This window comes from Enterococcus sp. HY326, from assembly GCF_026157065.1.
Classification (GTDB): Bacteria; Bacillota; Bacilli; order Lactobacillales; family Enterococcaceae; genus HY326.
Genome location: NZ_JANLGQ010000004.1, coordinates 1 through 16,830, shown reverse-complemented (window position 1 = coordinate 16,830; position 16,830 = coordinate 1). Strand labels below are relative to the sequence as shown.

The window sequence follows — 16,830 nt, the reverse complement described above, 5'->3', positions numbered from 1 at the left end:
CTTAGTGGGCCATCATCTCTTGAGCAATTTCAAAGCCGGATAAATCTTCAGGATAATAAGTTGGCCAATGATTCATCTCTGTTAACAAAGCTTCTTGGCTGTCATTACCAAAATAAATATGGAAATGGGCCGCTTTCGTTGAAGTAATATCATGATCACTAAATTGAACATATTTGAATGCGCCACTGCTGTCATCAAGTGCCTCAAATAAGTAGCGCACGCCACGATTGCCGGCAGCATAATTTAAAATTTGATAGCCGGTATACTGATACTCACTGGAAACAGTTTGACCATCTTCGTCTGTAAAGCTCATCGTATCTTCCGTGATTTCAATTTCATTGATGGTCGTTTGGTAGCCTGTTTGATAGTAGGCAAAATACTCGTCAAGTGTTTTACTCGAGTCTAGCTTGGCTTTATAAGCCATCACCTGATCTAATGAGCCATCTTCTAAATACGGATAGACAGATTGCCAGTTACCTTGCCAGTCTGATAGAGGACGATCGCTTACATCACTATCAGCGAAATAACCGTTGTAAACAGTTTGTTCTTTTTCGACAGTCGGTAATGTCGAAGTCCGCTCATTATTGATGGTTTTACTTAAGGCCGTCAGATTCTCCTCCATCACTGAAATATAATCTTCACCTGCTGCCTGCTGCTCCTTTGTTAGTCCTTCTAAGGGATTTAAAACTAATAACTCCACACCGGTTTCTTCTGCTAAGGTGCGAGCTACAGCTTCTGTCGCATTTTCCTCAAAATAGATATACTGCAACTCCTGCTCCAAAACAAATTCCTTTAATTCAGCTAAACGACTGGCAGAAGGTTCTTCATTTGCCGATAACCCAGTAATCGGCACTTGATTCAAGCCATATTCTAAAGCTAAATAACCAAAGGCTGAATGCTGTGTGACAAAGGTTTTCTGAGTGGCGTTGGTAAGTTGATCTTGATAAGCCTCGTCCAATGCCGTCAATTTTTCAAGATAGGCTGCTGCATTCTCTTCAAAGGCCTGGGCTTTTTCAGGATAAGCTGCCATCAGTTGATCACGTATCGCCGCAACTTCTTTGATCGCCAAACTTGGTGCCAACCAAACGTGGGGATCTAATTCATGGCTGTGACCTTCATGACCGGCTGCATCATGGCTATGATCATGTCCAGCCTCATCTCCAGGCAACAAAATCATACCTTCCGTCGCTTTTACCACTTGAACATCGCCATCGGCTAGCGTACCTTCAATCTCTGGTACCCATGTCTCCATATTTTCATTGTTGTAGACAAAGACATCCGCATCTTGGATATCTGCCAAATTTCTGGCACTTGGTTCATAATCATGGGCTTCTGTGCCAGCTGGTATCATCAGCTCGACCGTTCCCTCATCACCAACAATATTTTTAGTAAAATCATACATGGGATAAAAAGAAGCAATCACCTTGATTTCTCCTGTTTCGGTTTGCTCTTCTGTTTCCCCACAACCACTCAAGCCAATCATTCCTAATAAAACGAATAGTCCCACTAAATACTTTTTCACTGATATCTCCTTTTAAATCCCGAATTTTTTTGTTCAATCAATTACGATTTGCTCAACTCAAAACGTAATGCTTTCGATTTGAACAGAAGGAGTTTACCAGAGGCTTTTTGACTTGTCAAATTTTTTACAAAAAAACTGTGACACAAGTTTATTCAAATATAATTTCTCCGAAAACTATTCAGTATGAGCTACTAAATATTGTTCATTTGTCATTTATAACCTTCAAATGACAAGAGCACTCATACTGTTTGCCTGGTAAATCTGATGATTCATAGGACAAATAGCAGTATTCAGATAATATATTTGTATAAAACTTCTATCACAGTCATGCTTGACTGGCTAATTTTCATTTAATTCATGGTAAGCATTATAAACAATTTGTTTTTTTAAATCATTGCGGCGGGCGGTTTCTTTAATAGCATCTTTTGTGGTCAGGCCATTTTCGATCAAGGCTGTCACCTGCTCTTTTAAAGTGCCTTCAGGTAGAGCACTTATTTTTTCACCAGTAAATCCGGCCACCAAAAGGCAAATCTCACCTTTTAATTCCGTTTCTGCTAAATAGGCCTGCAGTTCTGCTAAACTCCCCCGCAGATATTCTTCATGAATTTTGGTGAGCTCCCGACAAATTACTGCTTCCCGTTCGCCAAAGACCTCCAGCAAGGTATCAATTACAGCTTTGATTCGGTGGGGGGATTCATAGAAGATACTAGTAGTTGCCTCTTCTAAAATTTCTTCAAGAAAAGCCACTTGTTCTTTTTTCTTACGGGGTAAAAATCCATAAAAGGTAAAGGGCTGCGGGTTTAAACCAGATGCAATTAAAGCCGTCACTCCAGCAGTTGGCCCCGGCAAAGCAACCACTGAAATATTTTCCGCTATACAGCTTTTGACCAGTTCATGACCGGGATCGCTGATTGACGGCATACCGGCATCACTCACCTGAGCAACATCTTTGCCGCTCTTTAAAAACTCAAGCAGATAGGGAATGCGCTCGCGATAGTTATGCTCATGCAAACTTTTTTGGGGTGTTTGCAAATCAAAATGATTCAGCAATTTTTGCGTGTTGCGGGTATCTTCACTGGCAATCAGGTCAGCATTTCCTAAAATTTTAACGGCTCTAAAGGTCATATCCTCTAAGTTGCCGATTGGCGTCGGCACTAAATAAAGAGTGCCTGCTACCTGACCCTGCTGAAAGCTTTTTTGTTTATTCATTAGTCGTTCCCTTCTAGACGAAATAAAGGCTGCAGCTTTAGTTTGCCAGACAACTATCCGATATCGTCACTCCTTAGTTTTTTCACTAAGTAGCTTTCGGAAATGTTTGTCCGGTTCAAAACTAAAGTCACAGCCTCTTTTGTTCAATTTTTTTCATCGGTTCATTCATCAGCTACAACTGTTTATCGCTGCTTATTTATTAGTCCGCCAATTTAAGCAGATAAAAACTTTATCGTTATTTGTTACTCTCACGATAGATAACTCCTGAACAAAGCAGACAAGGTTCATCATTTTCCCGTCTGGAACCGTAGAATTCATTACAGACATGAAAACCGTCTTCGTAAATTTTCTCCAGGTTCATCCGGGATTGCGATAGTCCAGCCGTCTTTTTAGCGCTGGCTTCTTTGGCTTGATCCAACTCCTGTAAATGCTGCCGTAGACGCTGATTCTCCATCTCCAAGGTTGCATTTTTTTCTACCAATTGTAATAAAGATTCCTTCATGCGAATCAATTCAGCCAAGGAATTGCTTAATTCAGTTTCCAATTCGTTCAATCCGTCATATAGGGATCTTTTATCCAATTGTTTCACCTGCTTTGGCTAAGGCTGTAGCTTCTTTGATTTCTTCATTGGTAAACTCAACTGCTGCTTCACGGCCAGCTAAGCGAACTTTGACAATCCGACTGAGCATATTTAACCCAACGACCCGACCTTTGCCATCTGGCGTGATGACTTCTTTGCCGTAATCCGGCATTTCTTTTTTAGCAACTTTGTACTCGTCATTTTCATATTTCAAACAGCACATCAAGCGACCACAGAGACCAGAAATTTTGGCAGGATTTAAAGATAGCCCCTGGTCTTTTGCCATCTTAATCGAAACAGGAATAAAATCCCCTAAAAAGGTTGAACAGCAGAGCTGGCGACCACAAGGACCGATTCCACCTAAAGCCTTGGCTTCATCTCTGACCCCCACTTGTCGCAGCTCAATCCGCGTGCGAAAAACCGCAGCTAAATCTTTGACTAATTCCCGAAAATCGACCCGACCATCAGCGGTAAATGAAAAAATAATTTTACTGCGGTCAAAGGTGTATTCTACTTGAATCAGTTTCATTTCTAAGCCGTGTTCTTTGATTTTTTTCTTAGCAATCTGGAATGCTTCTTTGGCATCCTGCTGATTTTCTTCAGCTTTTGCCAATTCCTTTGCTGAAGCCTTATGCAAAATCGGCTTCAATTCCTCCGGTAAATCCTCCGGTGCAAATTCCTTTTTAGGAATTGCCACGGTCGCCATAAATTTGGCCTGTTGAGATTCGACAATTACTTTTTCATCGTATTGATACTCGGCTTTACCAGGGGAAAAATAATAAATGTGTCCAGCTGGACGATAACGAACTCCGACAACTTCTACCACCTAAAAGCCTCCTTAGATTAGAGATTTTTTTTAAGAGTCTCCGCTGTGATTTTCAAAGCCAATTGCTCACAGACATTTTGAAAAGAAACATTGGCACCAAGTTTTTGCTCAGCAGTCAAAATCAGTTGAATTTGCTGATTGATGTCAGCAATTTTTTGCGGCAGACCTTGCTTGACTGCCTCCTTTAAATAACCTTGGTAAAAATGCAGCAAAATACTCAAGCCCTGCTGCTGCTGATTTTTTTCTTTAAAAATCGTCAACAATTTCTTTTGGACATAGATAAAACTTTGCAAATCACGGTTTTTCAAATAATTAAACCATTGCGTCATAGATTCTTTAGCTTCATTAAACCATTCATCTTGGGAGATTTCAACTGCTTTATCATAACTATTTGTCAAATCGGTTAAGAGGGCAGCCGACTGTTTACCAATACCTTGCGCCTGTAATTTTTCCTGCAAAACTTTTTTAGAGAGACTCTGGAAATGCAAAATCTGACAGCGGGATTGGATCGTCGGTAAAATTCTTGCCAGAGCCGTTGTTTCCAAAATTGCCAAGAAACCACCAGCCGGTTCCTCTAAAAATTTCAGCAGACTGTTGGCGGCACTGAGATTCATTTTCTCTGCATCCTTTAAAATGAAGACCTTGTGCTGGCCTTCAAACCCGCTCTTAGAAAATTCTGTCTGCAGCTCGCGAATTTGATCGACTTTAATCGTCTGACCATCTGGTTCCACCACTAGCACATCTGGATGAATTCCTTCGTCGATTCGGGTACAGTTATTACAGACATTGCAGGGCTGATCATTGATTTTTTGCTGGCAGAAAATTTCTTTTGCCAGCCACAACGCCGCCTGATCTTTGCCGGTCCCCCGGTCCCCTTCAAAAAGATAAGCATGGGCTAATCGCCCATGCTTCACACTTTTTAATAATAGAGCGGAAACTAGCGGCTGCGTTTTAAAAAAAGCCGGTATTTGTTCCATGTTCGCTGCTCCTTATTTCTTCAAAAATTTAATGACTGTTTGACTGCTCAAAATGGCAGCCAGCTAATCATGTTGCTTCTTAATACTGATGGAAACCTTCAACTGGCAAGACGAAAACTGTCGCTCCGCCAACTTCCACCTCCACTGGATAAGGGATTTGTCCATCCATTGAAATATCTAACGTCACAGGTGTCGAAACATATTGTTTTCTCGATTGGCAAGTTCTTTCGATTAACTCTAACGTTTCTGGAACCCGCTCGTCTTCAATTCCGACGATAAACGTGCTGTTGCCGGCTTTTAAAAAGCCGCCAGTTGAAGATAATTTTGTTGCCCGAATGTTGGCATCAATAAATTCATTGGCTAAACGGTTGCTGTCTTTATCTTGAACAATAGCTAAAACAATTTTCATAGTTCTACACCTTCCTTTTAGTTAATTGAAAAATACTCAGGATAACGGGTTAAAATGGCATCAAGGCATTCATTGACGACGGCTGGTAAACTCTGGGTTGCATTGACTTTGGTAATTCGTTGGGGATTTTCTTCTGCCAAACGCAGATAAGCGTGGCGCACCCGCTGATGAAATTCCAAGCCCTCTGAATCCAAGCGATCCACCTGATGACGGCGATTAGCCCGAATTCGCCGCAGACCAGTATCAGAATCAACATCCAAATAAAGCGTAAAATCAGGCGTTGTCCCTTCAGTCGCAAATTCATTGATTGAAGCAATTGCCGCTAAACCAATTCTGCGGCCAGCTCCTTGATAGGCCATGGAGCTGTCGACGAAACGATCACAGAGGACAATTTTGCCATCGGCTAAAGCCGGGAAAACTTTTTCAACGAGATGCTGGCGTCGAGCTGCTGCATACAAAAGAGCTTCCGTTCTTTCATCCATCGTTTCATGACGTGGATCTAAGATGATATTGCGAATTTTTTCAGCAATTGGAATGCCCCCTGGTTCGCGTGTTTTCAATAAGGGCCGTTTTGCTCTTAATTGTAATTTAGGATAAAGCTCTTCTAAGACACTCGTCTTACCAGCTCCATCTGGTCCTTCAATCGTGATAAATAATCCGTTCACGTTTTTGCCTCCATTTTTTCTAACCTGTTAAATTTATTGTAAAGGAAAACTGTAAAAAAAGATATACTAGAGCTCACGCCTGCCTTCCACAGCCTTTAATAACGTGACTTCATCGGCATATTCAATATCGCTGCCGACTGATAAGCCGTGGGCCAAACGGGTCACTTTGATTCCCGCTGGTTTAATCAAGCGGGAAAGATAAATCGCCGTGGCCTCGCCTTCAGTCGTAGCATTCGTAGCAATAATTACTTCTTTGACTTGATCGTCATGCAGTCGCTGAATCAACGGTGCAATGTTGATATCCTCTGGCCCGGTCCCTTCCATCGGCGACAAAACACCGTGGAGGACATGGTACAGGCCGTGATACTCCCGCATTTTTTCCATCGCCATCACATCTTTGGGTTCTTCCACCACTAAAATCATGCTGCGATCTCGGGTGGTGTCTGCGCAAATCTCACAGGGATCATCTTCAGTGATATTGCCGCAGATACTGCAAAAATGTAAATCTCGTTTAACGCTCAAAAGGGATTTGGCAAATTCATTGACGACCTCGTCCTTCATATCAATTGTGTAAAAAGCCAAGCGGGTGGCGGTCTTTTGACCAATCCCCGGCAGCTTCATGTAGCTGTCGATTAACTTAGCTATCGGTTCTGGGTATTGCATAGTTTTTAGCTCCTTTGACTTGTCTGTATAAACTAAAGTCTAGAAGCCAGGCATACCTTTCGTGTATTGTCCCATGGTTGCTTCTGTTTCAACTTCAATTTTTTCTAATACGTTATTGACTGCCATCACAATTAAGTCCTGCAGCATTTCAACATCTTCTGGATCAACGACACCTTCATTGATTTCAATATCCTTCATCTTACGGTCGCCAGTAAAAACCACCTTGACTAAGCCATTTGTCGCTTCTCCGGTGAATTCTTTTTCATTTAAGGCATCTTGCGCCTTGACCATTTCTTTTTGCATCTTTTGTACTTGTTTCATCATGCCTTGCATATTTCCCATGCCTCGCATCATATTCATCACTCCAATTTTATTAGTTTTAGTTAATCATCAACGACTGTCACCAAAGAGCCAAATAATTTTTGAGCCTCTTCGACACTTTCTTCGCTGTTTTGCGGCATTGCCACCTGATCTTCATTGCCGATTTCAGCAATCTGCTGAGGCTGCTCTTGAGCAATCGTGACAAAAGCCTGCCGCAGCTCAGGCCAAGCCTCTTTTGGAATAAAGAGGGGCTCTGGTGCGTAATCCGTCATTAAACGACTGAGATTATTTTGCAGCGTCGCCTTTAAATTTACATCATCTGTGGCCCGCTGACAAATAATTTCATATTCAAAGGCCAGTAAAAACTTATTGGGACCCGCAGCAATTGGTTCGCTATGGCGCATCAGCGCTTTTTGCTGAACCGGCAGCATATCCAATAAATCTCCCCAGACTTGCCGCAGCTGATTCAAATTGTCTCGAGTTGCCTCCTGCAGAATCTGGAAAACCTGCTCTTTAGGAATCCGCATCGTCGCTGTTTTGCGATTTTCAGCTTTGCCGTTGGTAGCAGGCTTTGCAGACACCGGCTGACCCGTGTCTTTTAATTGCTGCAGTTCCTGTTGCAGCTGACTGATTTGCTGTTGCAATTGGCTGATCTCAGCCGTTGAAGCATGCATCTCACCAGATGCTTGACTCTCAGCAACGAGTGCAGGCTGCGCTACTGGGCTGGCCGATTTTAAAGTCGCCAGCTTGACGGTGACAACCTCTAGATAAATATTCGGACTATTTGTAAAACGAACCTCACTTTGAGTTTCATTTAACAGACGAATGTATTCGTATAAAACTTCAGCCGGAATTTCTTCAGATAAATTTTTAAAACTATCCGTCAACTGACCGGACTTCTCTTCAATAATTTTTGGCGCCTGCTGATACATCAGTAAATCTCTACAATATAAAAGCATGTCCTCTAAAAAGCGGCGGGCTTCCTTGCCTTCTGCCAAAATTGCCGTCAAGCTTTCTAAAGCACCTTCCACCTCATGATGAAAGGCTTGGCTCAGATATTGATCCATCATTTCATAGGTCAAACTACCGGTAACTGCCATTGCATCCGCCAAGGTAACTGTCCCATCACTAAAGGAAATTGCCTGATCCAAAATACTCAATGCATCCCGCATCCCGCCTTCTGCTGCTCGGGCGATTACGAAAATCGCTTCTTCTTCAAAGGCCACATCAATTTCTTTTAAAATATGTTCCAAATGCTCAACGATATCCTGCACCCCAATTCGCTTAAAATCAAAGCGCTGGGTTCTCGAGATAATCGTCAAGGGAATTTTATGGGGCTCTGTTGTCGCTAAAATGAAAATAACATTTTCTTTGGGTTCTTCCAAAGTTTTCAACAAAGCATTAAAAGCTCCAGTTGAAAGCATATGGACTTCATCAACGATATAGACCTTGTATTTAGCTTGAATGGGTGCATAATTGGCCCGGTCGCGGATAAAACGAATTTCTTCGACACCATTATTACTAGCAGCATCGATTTCGATGACATCCTCCTGCCGGCCTTCGGTAATCGACAGACACATCTCACAATGATTGCAAGGCTCCCCGTCGACACTGTTGGGACAATTAATCGCTTTTGCAAAAATTTTAGCGGCACTGGTTTTCCCTGTCCCCCGCGGTCCCGTAAACAAATAGGCATGGGACGTTTTATGCTGGATAATGGCATTTTTTAACGTTTGGGTAATCGCCTTTTGCCCGACAACATCATCAAAGCGCTGCGAGCGCCAGACCCGATATAAAGCTTGATAAGCCACGGCCTTCATCCTCTCAAAAAATCACTAGTATCTATTATAAGGGATTGCCGATAAAAAAACTACACTAAATCCCCAGCAAAATCTTCCTGTTGAAAGACTTAAGAGATAATTTATTTTTGCAGGAAGTCTCCTTCAAAGCCCACAAAAATCTCCCTTGTTTACGTTGAGCTTCTAAAAAAATTCACGCTTTCTCCGCCTTAAGACCTACCGCTTAAAGCCTAGTGCTATGGTATACTAGGAGTAGCAAATTTTTTTGTAAACTAACCTGAGGAGGCTTTTCATATGGGCTTAATTAAAGCAGCAACAAGTACAATTGGTGGTGGCTTAGCAGATCAGTGGCTCGAGGTCATTGAACCAGCAGAATTAACCGAATCCACTTTGGTGACAACTGGCGTGCAAGTACGTCAAGACAGCAAGCGGGGAAGTAATCGCAAAGGGACTGAAGGGGTGATTACAGATGGCTCTGTCGTCCATGTGTATCCAAATACCATGATGCTGTTAGTTGATGGCGGCCGAGTGATTGACTACACCGCTGAAGAAGGCTACTACACTATCAAAAATGAGTTGGCACCTTCAATGTTTAATGGCGATTTGAAAGACGCCATCAGCGAAACTTTTAGCCGTTTCAAATTCGGTGGCACTACTCCGCAAAAACAGCAAGTCATCTATATAAATTTACAGGAAATTAAAGGCATCAAATTCGGCACCGCTACACCGATTAATTATTTCGACAATTTTTACAATGCGGAATTATTTCTGCGGGCTCACGGGACTTATTCAATCAAAGTCACCGACCCAATTTTATTTTATGCGAATGCGATTTCCAAATCTGCGCCGCAAATGGATGTCAAAGATATTAACGAGCAATATATGGCCGAATTCTTAACGGCCTTACAAGCCGCTATCAACCAAATGTCAGCGGATGGCCAGCGGATTTCTTATATTCCATCAAAAAGTATGGAACTTAGCCAATATATGGCGGATGTCTTAGATAAAAGCTGGCATGAATTACGGGGCTTAGAGATTGTCTCCGTTGCTGTGGCTAGCATTTCTTATACAGATGACTCCACTCGCCTAATCAATATGCGTAACGAAGGCGCGATGCTCGGCGACCCCGGCATTCGTGAAGGCTATGTTCAAGGATCTGTTGCTCGAGGAATTGAGAATGCTGGTAAAAATCCAAGTGGCTCTGGCTCTGCCTTTATGGGAGTTGGTATGGGCATGAACATGGGGGGCGATTATTTAAGTCAGGCTTCAAAGAATAATCAAGAAGCTGCTCAAAATCAACAGGCTCACCAGCATAATCAGACTGGCGAGCAAGCGAGCAGTGATGACGCTACTTGGACTTGTCCAAATTGCCAGACTGAAAATACCGGCAATTTTTGCACCAATTGCGGCACACCAAAACCACAACCCAAAGCGGCAGTTAAATTAGAAATGCGCTGCAGCGAATGTCATGAAATTGTTGATTTAACTAACGGTATTCCTAAATTCTGCCCTCATTGTGGCAAGCCGTTCGTCGGAATTCCAGTAGAATAAGAAAACTTTTCTCCCTTGAAAGACTGGAGCCGCTGTGGACAATTCAGCTTACTGAAAAAGTTCAGCTGATACAATCTGCTTCAGTCTTGATTGACTTATACCAAAAGAAACGAGGCCTTTTATGGATGTCTTGACATATAAATGTCCAAACTGCGGTGGCCCTTTAACCTTTAATCCAGAAGATCAAAAATTCCATTGTGATTATTGTTTGAGCATTTTCACCGAAGAACAAGTTAGCGCAGTAGCCAACCAACAAGCGGCTGCTCAAATGGGCTCTGACACCACTACTCAGACGATTGATGCAACCGACAGCGAAGCAACTGCGGCAGCCTTTACCGAAACAGAACCGATTGAAGAGGCCCAGCTGGATTTATTTTTATGCCCCAGCTGCGGCGCTGAAATCGTCACTGATACCACGACAGCGGCAACCTACTGCTACTATTGTCACAATCCAGTCGTCTTATCAGAACGCTTAAGTGGGAAATTTTTACCGGACAAAGTCTTACCCTTTGCCGTTGAAAAAGAAGAAGCTGTTGAAAAATTTATCGCTTGGACAAAAAAGAAATGGTTTGTCCCCAAAAATTTCTTTAATAAAGCGCAAATCGAAAAGTTAACAGGTGTCTATTTTCCTTACTGGGTAATCGATGCCAATTTGAAAGGCTCCCTCTCCGCCACCGGTACAGCCATCCGTGTTTGGCGGGTAGGCGATATTGAATACACTGAAACTAAAATTTACCAAGTGCAGCGGAAAGGCAAATTAGCCTTTTTCGACCTCGTAAAAAATGCTTTAAGTAAAAATACTCAGCAGAAGATGGTCCACATGGTCCAGCCCTTTCCTTTAGAAAAGGCTGTTAAATTTAAGTCCCAGTATCTTTCCGGTTTTCAAGCGGAAAAAAGAGACATTGAGATGCAAGCCTTGCAAGAGGAAGTCCGTGGCGATTTAAAGGATTACAGTGAAGACCTACTGCGGGACACGGTTGCCGGTTACGCCACCGTCACTAACGTCAATACAAATATCGCGATTGAAAATGAAAACAACCGCTATCTATTGCTACCGGTCTGGTTAGTTACCTATCGCAGCAATGGCGACGGAAAAAAAGTTTATTTCTACGCCATGAACGGTCAAACCGGCAAAGTCAGCGGCATATTGCCAATCAGCTTTGGCCGCCTCGCCTTAGCTAGTTTAGGTATTTTTGCTGTAGTCCTACTGATTGCCTTGATTGGAGGCTACTTTATATGAAAAAGCTCTTTTTAATTTTAAGTTTTTTGCTGTTTGCTTGTTTTTTAGTTCAGCCAGTCAAAGCTAGTGCCAGCAGTGTTGAAGATAACGCTGGCTTATTCACTGCTGATGAAATTACCCAGCTTGATGAGGCAATCGACAATTTAAATCAGCACAGTGATGCTCAAATGTTTATTGTCACCAACTCTACCAGTGTTGGGACAATTCGCAACTACGCAGATAATTACTTGCGGGACAAAGTTGGCAATAACAACAATGGTACGGTATTGGTCATTGACATGGCTTCACGTGAGGTCTACATTTCAACTTCTGGAAATATGATTACGGCCATCACAGACAGCCGGTTAAATAAAATCTTGGATAATGTGCAAGGCAGCCTGCAAGATGGCGATTATTATGCGGCAGCCAATGATTACGTCAAAGGCGTACGCCGCTATTTTGTAAAAGAAGTTACTTTAATCGAAAGCATTATTGCCGGTGTAATTGCCGTAGTCGCTGGCCTAGCAGTCTTTTTCACCAATCTTTCCCGCTATCAATTAAAGTTTGGTGGCTACAAATATCCTTTCCGAGAAAAATCCAGTTTGAACTTAGATACCCAAACTGATCAATTAGTTAATTCCTATATCACCACCCGCAGAATCCCCCGTAACAACAATAACGGTGGCGGCGGTTTCGGCGGTGGCAGTTCGACCCACTCCAGCGGCGGCGGAACATTCGGCGGCGGTGGACGCAGTTTTTAATGGCCAAATAAAAACAGTTGCTTTCGACAAATTTCACGCTGAAACTTGTCAAAGCAACTGTTTTTTTATTTGACTTTGTCAAACCACCATTCAAGTCCTAAGGTATCATAAATGGTGATAATCTGTTCCTTACCATCAATAAAGAAATCCTGCTGCAAAGCTTGCAAATGCTCCTTTAAAGCATCAAAGCTCGCCGCATCAACATCAAACTTCAAAAAGTCCAAGCCGTGAACTTCTTTTGTCGATAGACGGATTGGCTGGCTATCTCCTTGATGAAGCCCCACTTGGAAATGGCCTTCATTTAAAACAAAGAAGCCATGATTTTCATCTTGGGCAGTCAAGCCTAAGATATCTTGATAAAAATCCATTTGTTGCGCCACGTCTAATACGTGCAGATGAATTTTGTCAAAACGAACCTCTTTAGAAAAATAAGGCATTTCGCCTTTTGCTTGAGCCAAAATAGCCGCTTCAGAAAGATTCTCAGTGGTTTCCCGCTGACCTTCTTTATGCTCTGAGCAAAAAATTTCAAACTCATTTCCCTCTGGATCAGTCACGACAAAGCCAAGACGGCCGTGATTTTCCAAAGCTTCTTTAATTGGATACTCAGCTTTTTTTAGGCGGGCGTAAATTTCAGCAAATTCCGCTTCAGAAGGAATAATCATGGACACCCGCGCCATCTTCCGGGGTTGTCCCGCAAATTCATCGGCCCGTGGACTTTCCTCCAAGACTAGCAACTCACTATCTTTATCAACTGTGCCAAAAATGGCTAACTCATTTTCTTCTCTCTTCAAGTAGAAGCCTAACGTTTGAAAAAATTTTATTTCTAAATCACGATTTTTTACTCGAATAGCCAAACTTTTCAATTTAGTGGCTGGACTCAAAGCAAATGTTGTCATGCAGTTTCTTCCTCCTTTATATCCCAAAAGACATTTTACACATCTTAGTCTTTTTAAACAAGCAAAAGCCTGTCTGAGGGCGATTTTTTTTTAAGAAAGAGGAAGAAAAACAGCATATTTCGCAAAAATTTATTTCATCTCTAACTAAATTCAGACTAGCTACCACAAATTTTCAAACAATTAATTTACCTGATTTTTAATGTGTCCGGCTAAAAAGCCTTTGACGTTGTCGACAGCAATCCCCATTGACCGCTGACGGCTCTCTACTGCCTGCCAGGCAATGTGGGGAGTCAAATAGCTATTCGGTGCGCTAAGCAGCGGATTATCGGCTTTAATCGGCTCAGTAGAAACTACGTCTGCTGCAAAAGCCTGCAGTTTGCCAGATTTCAAGGCTTCCGCTACGGCTGCTTCATCAATTAAGCCGCCCCGGGAAGTATTTAACAAGATCACTTTGTCTTTCATCTTCTTTAAAGAATCTTCGTTTATCATTTTTTCAGTGTCGCTGTTTTGGGGTACATGCAGGCTAATGATATCCGACTGCTGGTATAACTCCTCCAAAGAAACCTGTGTTAGCCATTCTTCAGAAAATTCCTTTGGGCGATGATTGTAGAAAATAACTTTCATATCAAACGCATGGACAATCTTGGCGGTTGCTCTAGCAATATGACCAAAGCCAACCATCCCAAAAACTTTCCCCTGCAATTCCATTAAGGGATGTTTTGTGTAGGAAAAATCAAGACTATTTGTCCATTCGCCAGCGTGAACTGACTGATTATGCAAACCAACCTGATTGGCAATTTCTAACAATAAGGCAAATGTAAACTGAGCCACCGCCTCTGTTGCATAAGTCGGAATATTGGTCACGACAATTCCGTGTTTTCTAGCCGCTTCAGTGTCCACCACATTATAGCCAGTCGCTAAGACTCCAATATATTGTAAATTAGGCGCAGCAGCCAATACCTGCTCATTAATCGGGGTTTTATTCGTCAGGAGCAGTTCAGCGTCACCAATTCTTTCGCTAATCTCTGCGTCAACATACGCAGTTCGCTCGTAGATTGTCACCTCACCCAAGGCCTTTAAGTTATCCCAAGACAAATCTCCAGGATTCAATACATATCCATCAAGTACCACAATCTTCATTTCAGCCACCTACAATTCCGTATATTTTTGATGCGAAGACCGACTTTTTTCCACCGGGTATTTCTCCGCATTTTTGACTAATTTTTCCGCAATAATCTGCTCGATATCAAAATCCAAATTATCTGCTAGCATATAAGCATAAATCAGCACATCAGCTAATTCTTCCTTCAAGCGCTCCTGTTGTTTGACAGCTTCTTCTGCCGTCTTCCATTGAAAAAGCTCTAGTAACTCAGCCGCCTCCAAAGAAATCGACAACGCCAAATCCTTTTCATTATGAAACTGTCGCCAGTCCCGTTCATCGCGAAATTGATTGATCTTATCCATTGCGTTCATTTTATCTAACCCCACTTTGGTTTAGTATAGCGAATAAGCCATCAGAATGCCAAAATTACTTTCTTAATTGCAGAAAAAGTTGCAGCGCATTTTTCATCAGTGCGAAGATTTTTCAACTTTGCTATACTGATAGTATCAATAAGGAGGCCATGCCATGAATCCATTACTAGACGAACTACTGAAACAGCAATCTGAATTATATAATAAAGCACTTCCTGTTTACGAATTAGTTACCACCCGTAACTTTGATCGAGAACGAGCTTTACTCACCACCAACGAGTTCTATACTGATTGGCAAAAATTAGAGATCTTTTTGTGGTTGCATCCAGAAATAGCCAACCAAAAGGAAAAAAACTTTCTTGCCGCTCTTGACGCCTTTTATGATGAACTAAAACAAGTCTTGTTTAAAGAAGAAAAAGATACGGCTCAACTCTACAGCAAATTGAGCCAGCTAAAAGACGCCTTTGAAGCCTCAGATTGGTTTGACAAATTATAAAGAAGGAATTGATTCAAATGACACCAGAAGAAGTTTTAGAACGCTTAAAAGAAGAATTAGAGATTCCCCTTTTCAACGGCAAGATCGAAGAGAAAACTTATAGTGAAGAAGACTACCAAAAATTAAAAAAAGAACTCAGCGACTATTTTGATAATTATGTTCGCAATGTTGAAAACTAGCCCATCGTCAATTAGACAGCAAAAAAAGCATTTTTCTAGATTAGAAAAATGCTTTTTTTGCTACTCTGCTCTTTTTAGCCAAAATACTTTAAAAGAGTCGTTATTATAAAATAACATAATGAAAAATGACTAAACTTTATTTAAATAACATATTATTACTTAAAAAATAATCTAGATAAACAAAAACCGCTGGTTGGTTAGGCCAGCGGAAAAGGAGTTTTTACCCCAAAAGGAGTAAAATGAAAAATAAAAAGGTTGTTGTTGGTTATGAATTTATAATACATCAAAATATCAGAAATTACATAATAAAATGATTAGAAAATAATTAAATTATTCACTTTTAACGATTCAATAATATCTTTGTCATTCTCTCAATTGAAAAAACGATGACATCAGAGGCTTCGTCCTGCTTTTGTTCCGCTTGATCAAAGCCTTCAATGTTGACAGTTGCTTCATCTGGATTGATACTTTGGATCATTTCTTGACACCCCTCAACATAATTCATGTAAGCCTTTTCGAATTTTTTATGGATGCCCATAACTTTAGCAGGCGGCCGTAAAGTTTTCACTTTCTCTAACATCGCCTCGTATGAACTAGTCCCTGTTTCAAATTGATTGATAATTTGTGATAATTCTTCTGTAGTCAAATCAGACAACTGATCGTTATCAATTCCGTTACGAATAATTTCATAACTAGGATTCATTTCTCCACCAATCTTTTCAGTATCATTAACAATGTCATTAATTGCCTGCACATAATAATTTAAATTTGGTCGCATATACTCTTCCTACTTTCAGTTATTTGCTTTTTAAGTTACTCTCTCAAATTTTACCAAAGCTCCATGCTAATGCCAACCTGATTTATTGAGAAATTTTAAACAGACGGTTTGTATTTTTACGCACATCAAGATAATTTACTATATTGGGTTCATAAATGGGGGCATAGATACAAGTTTCATGCTTGATTAGGGACAGTCCGCTTTAAACAAGATTGTGGCCGTATTCCAATAAATTTCAAAAATGTATTTTCGAAATTTACTAACAGAAGTCAAAAAAGCTACTAGAGAAAAGAGCTGCTAGTAACTTACCTTACTATAATTATAGTATTTTGATTTTACTCCACCAGTAACAATTGGCAAAAGAACTCAAAAATTATATAAAAAAACCAGCAAACAATTAAAAACATTGTCTGCTGGCACAAAATCGTAATTATTAAATTACTGTTTTCTAATAGTAATACCTTCTGAAAACAAAAAAAGATAGCTCAACTATCTTACCTTAGAAA

19 protein-coding genes are annotated in these 16,830 nt (G+C 41.2%); 5 read left to right on the top strand and 14 right to left on the bottom strand.

What is annotated here, in order from left to right:
- Position 1 precedes the first annotated feature (1 nt).
- From ORH16_RS10785 to dnaX, 10 genes are all read right to left on the bottom strand, one after another.
- Positions 2–1,483, bottom strand: coding sequence for a zinc ABC transporter substrate-binding protein AdcA (locus ORH16_RS10785; protein ID WP_265459223.1), 1,482 nt, complete (start codon positions 1,481–1,483; stop codon positions 2–4).
- Positions 1,484–1,861: 378 nt separating this feature from the next.
- Positions 1,862–2,731 (bottom strand): 16S rRNA (cytidine(1402)-2'-O)-methyltransferase, encoded by an 870-nt coding sequence (rsmI, locus tag ORH16_RS10780; RefSeq protein WP_265458795.1) that lies wholly within the window; start codon positions 2,729–2,731, stop codon positions 1,862–1,864.
- 235 nt (positions 2,732–2,966) lie between these two features.
- Positions 2,967–3,311 (bottom strand): DNA replication initiation control protein YabA, encoded by a 345-nt coding sequence (locus ORH16_RS10775; RefSeq protein ID WP_265458793.1) that lies wholly within the window; start codon positions 3,309–3,311, stop codon positions 2,967–2,969.
- The gene (locus tag ORH16_RS10770; RefSeq protein WP_265458792.1) at positions 3,304–4,137 is read right to left on the bottom strand and encodes a PSP1 domain-containing protein; all 834 of its coding nucleotides are present in this window, start codon (positions 4,135–4,137) and stop codon (positions 3,304–3,306) included. Before ORH16_RS10770 ends, ORH16_RS10775 begins: the two co-directional genes overlap by 8 nt.
- Positions 4,138–4,154: 17 nt before the next feature.
- Positions 4,155–5,114: a DNA polymerase III subunit delta' gene (gene holB, locus ORH16_RS10765; protein ID WP_265458791.1), complete on the bottom strand. Its 960-nt coding sequence runs from the start codon at positions 5,112–5,114 to the stop codon at positions 4,155–4,157.
- A gap of 79 nt (positions 5,115–5,193) precedes the next feature.
- Positions 5,194–5,523, bottom strand: a complete 330-nt coding sequence (locus tag ORH16_RS10760; protein ID WP_265458790.1) for a cyclic-di-AMP receptor — start codon at positions 5,521–5,523, stop codon at positions 5,194–5,196.
- A gap of 17 nt (positions 5,524–5,540) precedes the next feature.
- Entirely contained in the window at positions 5,541–6,188 is a 648-nt protein-coding gene (tmk, locus tag ORH16_RS10755) for a dTMP kinase (RefSeq protein ID WP_265458788.1), read from the bottom strand.
- A 66-nt stretch (positions 6,189–6,254) separates the two neighbouring features.
- Entirely contained in the window at positions 6,255–6,851 is a 597-nt protein-coding gene (gene recR, locus ORH16_RS10750) for a recombination mediator RecR (RefSeq protein ID WP_265458787.1), read from the bottom strand.
- A 39-nt stretch (positions 6,852–6,890) separates the two neighbouring features.
- Positions 6,891–7,205, bottom strand: a complete 315-nt coding sequence (locus ORH16_RS10745) for a YbaB/EbfC family nucleoid-associated protein (protein ID WP_265458786.1) — start codon at positions 7,203–7,205, stop codon at positions 6,891–6,893.
- Between the two features lie 29 nt (positions 7,206–7,234).
- Positions 7,235–8,983, bottom strand: a complete 1,749-nt coding sequence (gene dnaX, locus ORH16_RS10740) for a DNA polymerase III subunit gamma/tau (RefSeq protein ID WP_265458785.1) — start codon at positions 8,981–8,983, stop codon at positions 7,235–7,237.
- Positions 8,984–9,265: 282 nt separating this feature from the next.
- On the opposite strand from dnaX, the gene ORH16_RS10735 reads away from it, so the two are divergent.
- The 3 genes from ORH16_RS10735 (at position 9,266) to ORH16_RS10725 (ending at position 12,502) form a co-directional block, all read left to right on the top strand.
- On the top strand, positions 9,266–10,522 hold the full coding sequence (locus tag ORH16_RS10735; RefSeq protein ID WP_265458784.1) for an SPFH domain-containing protein: 1,257 nt from the start codon (positions 9,266–9,268) through the stop codon (positions 10,520–10,522).
- Positions 10,523–10,643: 121 nt separating this feature from the next.
- The gene (locus ORH16_RS10730; RefSeq protein ID WP_265458783.1) at positions 10,644–11,762 is read left to right on the top strand and encodes a TFIIB-type zinc ribbon-containing protein; all 1,119 of its coding nucleotides are present in this window, start codon (positions 10,644–10,646) and stop codon (positions 11,760–11,762) included.
- Entirely contained in the window at positions 11,759–12,502 is a 744-nt protein-coding gene (locus ORH16_RS10725; protein ID WP_265458782.1) for a TPM domain-containing protein, read from the top strand. The genes ORH16_RS10730 and ORH16_RS10725 overlap by 4 nt, the downstream gene beginning before the upstream one ends.
- Positions 12,503–12,567: 65 nt before the next feature.
- Here the strand turns inward: ORH16_RS10725 and ORH16_RS10720 are convergent, their stop codons facing one another.
- From ORH16_RS10720 to ORH16_RS10710, 3 genes are all read right to left on the bottom strand, one after another.
- Positions 12,568–13,398, bottom strand: coding sequence for a VOC family protein (locus ORH16_RS10720; protein WP_265458781.1), 831 nt, complete (start codon positions 13,396–13,398; stop codon positions 12,568–12,570).
- A gap of 180 nt (positions 13,399–13,578) precedes the next feature.
- Positions 13,579–14,538 carry a D-2-hydroxyacid dehydrogenase gene (locus ORH16_RS10715; protein WP_265458779.1) on the bottom strand — a complete coding sequence of 320 codons (960 nt, stop codon included), beginning with the start codon at positions 14,536–14,538 and terminating at the stop codon, positions 13,579–13,581.
- 9 nt (positions 14,539–14,547) lie between these two features.
- Entirely contained in the window at positions 14,548–14,871 is a 324-nt protein-coding gene (locus tag ORH16_RS10710) for a nucleotide pyrophosphohydrolase (protein WP_265458777.1), read from the bottom strand.
- A 154-nt stretch (positions 14,872–15,025) separates the two neighbouring features.
- Between ORH16_RS10710 and ORH16_RS10705 the strand changes: the two genes are divergently transcribed.
- Together ORH16_RS10705 and ORH16_RS10700 are read left to right on the top strand one after the other, a co-directional pair.
- Positions 15,026–15,367: a hypothetical protein gene (locus ORH16_RS10705; RefSeq protein ID WP_265458775.1), complete on the top strand. Its 342-nt coding sequence runs from the start codon at positions 15,026–15,028 to the stop codon at positions 15,365–15,367.
- A 17-nt stretch (positions 15,368–15,384) separates the two neighbouring features.
- On the top strand, positions 15,385–15,546 hold the full coding sequence (locus ORH16_RS10700; protein WP_265458774.1) for a hypothetical protein: 162 nt from the start codon (positions 15,385–15,387) through the stop codon (positions 15,544–15,546).
- A 340-nt stretch (positions 15,547–15,886) separates the two neighbouring features.
- Here ORH16_RS10700 and ORH16_RS10695 read toward each other — a convergent pair whose 3' ends face one another.
- Positions 15,887–16,324: a hypothetical protein gene (locus tag ORH16_RS10695; protein ID WP_265458772.1), complete on the bottom strand. Its 438-nt coding sequence runs from the start codon at positions 16,322–16,324 to the stop codon at positions 15,887–15,889.
- Positions 16,325–16,830 lie beyond the last annotated feature (506 nt).

Excerpts from the sequence above, each read along its gene's own strand:
- ORH16_RS10785 (WP_265459223.1), bottom strand. The coding sequence starts at position 1,483 with ATGATTGGCTTGAGTGGTTGTGGGGAAACAGAAGAGCAAACCGAAACA.
- rsmI (WP_265458795.1), bottom strand. The coding sequence starts at position 2,731 with ATGAATAAACAAAAAAGCTTTCAGCAGGGTCAGGTAGCAGGCACTCTT.
- holB (WP_265458791.1), bottom strand. The coding sequence starts at position 5,114 with ATGGAACAAATACCGGCTTTTTTTAAAACGCAGCCGCTAGTTTCCGCT.
- ORH16_RS10760 (WP_265458790.1), bottom strand. The coding sequence starts at position 5,523 with ATGAAAATTGTTTTAGCTATTGTTCAAGATAAAGACAGCAACCGTTTA.
- recR (WP_265458787.1), bottom strand. The coding sequence starts at position 6,851 with ATGCAATACCCAGAACCGATAGCTAAGTTAATCGACAGCTACATGAAG.
- ORH16_RS10745 (WP_265458786.1), bottom strand. The coding sequence starts at position 7,205 with ATGATGCGAGGCATGGGAAATATGCAAGGCATGATGAAACAAGTACAA.
- ORH16_RS10735 (WP_265458784.1), top strand. The coding sequence starts at position 9,266 with ATGGGCTTAATTAAAGCAGCAACAAGTACAATTGGTGGTGGCTTAGCA.
- ORH16_RS10730 (WP_265458783.1), top strand. The coding sequence starts at position 10,644 with ATGGATGTCTTGACATATAAATGTCCAAACTGCGGTGGCCCTTTAACC.
- ORH16_RS10725 (WP_265458782.1), top strand. The coding sequence starts at position 11,759 with ATGAAAAAGCTCTTTTTAATTTTAAGTTTTTTGCTGTTTGCTTGTTTT.
- ORH16_RS10720 (WP_265458781.1), bottom strand. The coding sequence starts at position 13,398 with ATGACAACATTTGCTTTGAGTCCAGCCACTAAATTGAAAAGTTTGGCT.
- ORH16_RS10715 (WP_265458779.1), bottom strand. The coding sequence starts at position 14,538 with ATGAAGATTGTGGTACTTGATGGATATGTATTGAATCCTGGAGATTTG.
- ORH16_RS10710 (WP_265458777.1), bottom strand. The coding sequence starts at position 14,871 with ATGAACGCAATGGATAAGATCAATCAATTTCGCGATGAACGGGACTGG.
- ORH16_RS10705 (WP_265458775.1), top strand. The coding sequence starts at position 15,026 with ATGAATCCATTACTAGACGAACTACTGAAACAGCAATCTGAATTATAT.
- ORH16_RS10700 (WP_265458774.1), top strand. The coding sequence starts at position 15,385 with ATGACACCAGAAGAAGTTTTAGAACGCTTAAAAGAAGAATTAGAGATT.
- ORH16_RS10695 (WP_265458772.1), bottom strand. The coding sequence starts at position 16,324 with ATGCGACCAAATTTAAATTATTATGTGCAGGCAATTAATGACATTGTT.